The 1465-nt window shown below is 57.9% G+C and carries 2 protein-coding genes; both read right to left on the reverse strand.

Annotated features, from left to right (window positions below):
* Nucleotides 1-1008: type VI secretion system contractile sheath large subunit (gene tssC / locus ACXRVY_RS28855; protein WP_458238937.1), on the reverse strand; the 1008-nt coding region annotated here is incomplete at its 3' end.
* Nucleotides 1009-1045: 37 nt separating this feature from the next.
* Nucleotides 1046-1465, reverse strand: a 420-nt coding sequence (gene tssB, locus ACXRVY_RS28860) for a type VI secretion system contractile sheath small subunit (protein WP_458238936.1), incomplete at its 5' end; no start/stop codon positions are given.

Here is a 1465-nt window from a genome sequence, read left to right on the forward strand (position 1 = left end):
CTCGAATTCCTTGCGATCGGAAATCAGCACTTCGGTAGGAATCTTCGCCTGCAATTGGCCGAGGGATTCGTACAGGTGCACCGGCAGATCGTCCACCGCGCCGCCGGACTGCGGGCCGATGATGTTCGGGCACCAGCGGTAGCGGGCGAAGCTGTCGGTGATGCGCGAGGCCATCAGGAACGCGGTGTTGCCCCACAAGTAATTGTCGTGGTTACCGTCGACGGTTTCGTTATAGCCGAAGCTGCGAATCGGGTTCTCCAAACTGTCGTACGGCGAACGCAGCAGGAAGCGCGGCAGCGTCGCTGCGATGTATTTGGAGTCTTCCATCTCGCGCAGGCTGCGCCATTTGGTATGGCCGGGCCCTTCAAAAATGTCGCTGACTTCCTTGACCGACGGCAGGTCCTGATAGCTCTTGAGGTTGAAGAACTCAGGACCGGCCGCCATCACGAAAGGGGCATGGGCCATGGCGCCCACGGAGGCGACGTAGCTCAACAGCTTCATGTCCGGGGACGACGGGCCGAAGGTGTAGTTGCCAATCATCGCCGCGATCGGCTCGCCACCGAACTGGCCGTAACCGGAGGTGTAGGCGTGCTTGTACAGGCCGCTACGGGTGATATCGCCGGCGTTGTCGAAGTCGTCCAGCAGCTCTTCTTTGGTGACATGCAGCACTTCCAGTTTGATGTTCTCGCGAAAATCCGTGCGATCCACCAGCAGCTTCAGGCCGCGCCATGCGGATTCAAGTTGCTGGAACTGCGGCTGATGCAGAATCACGTTCATCTGCTTGCTCAGGGCGCGGTCGATTTCGGCAATCATCTGGTCGACCCGGTGCTTGTTGACCGGCTGTTGGTGGTCACCGCTTTGCAGGATTTCGCTGATGAACGCAGCCATGCCTTGGCGGGCGACTGCGTAGCCTTCCTGGGAGGGGCGAATGGTGGTATTGGCCAGCAGTTGGTCGAGCAACGACGTTGGTTCGTCAGCCACCAATACTTGGGCGACGGCGCTTTCCATAGGCATGGGGAGTACTCCGTTGAGAAGGGCGTTCAAATCAGTGGTTGGGTGCGTCGAGCACTAGATTCAGCTCGCTGGCCAGGCGTTGGCGGGCGGTTTCAYCGGTCAGCAGACTCTGCAGGTGTTTGCGAAAGGCCGGGACGTTGCCCATGGGGCCTTTGAGTGCAACCAGCGCTTCGCGTAACTCCAGCAACTTGTTCAATTCAGGCACTTGGCGAGCGACGGCGTCGGGGCCGAAGTCATTGATGCTTTTGAATTGAAGTTGCACGTTCAAGTCGGTGTCGTGGTTGTTGTTCAGAACGGACGGAACGGCCATGTCCAGAGCAACTTCGGCTTTGGTCAGTACTTCATTGAAAGTGTCTTTGTCTATTTGAACGGATTGTCGATCTTCAAGGGCGGTTAGTTCGCCGTGGCCTTTGAAGTCACCCGTGATCAACAACTTTAGAGGTAACTCGAC

This window comes from Pseudomonas sp. P5_A2_2 (assembly GCF_054177685.1).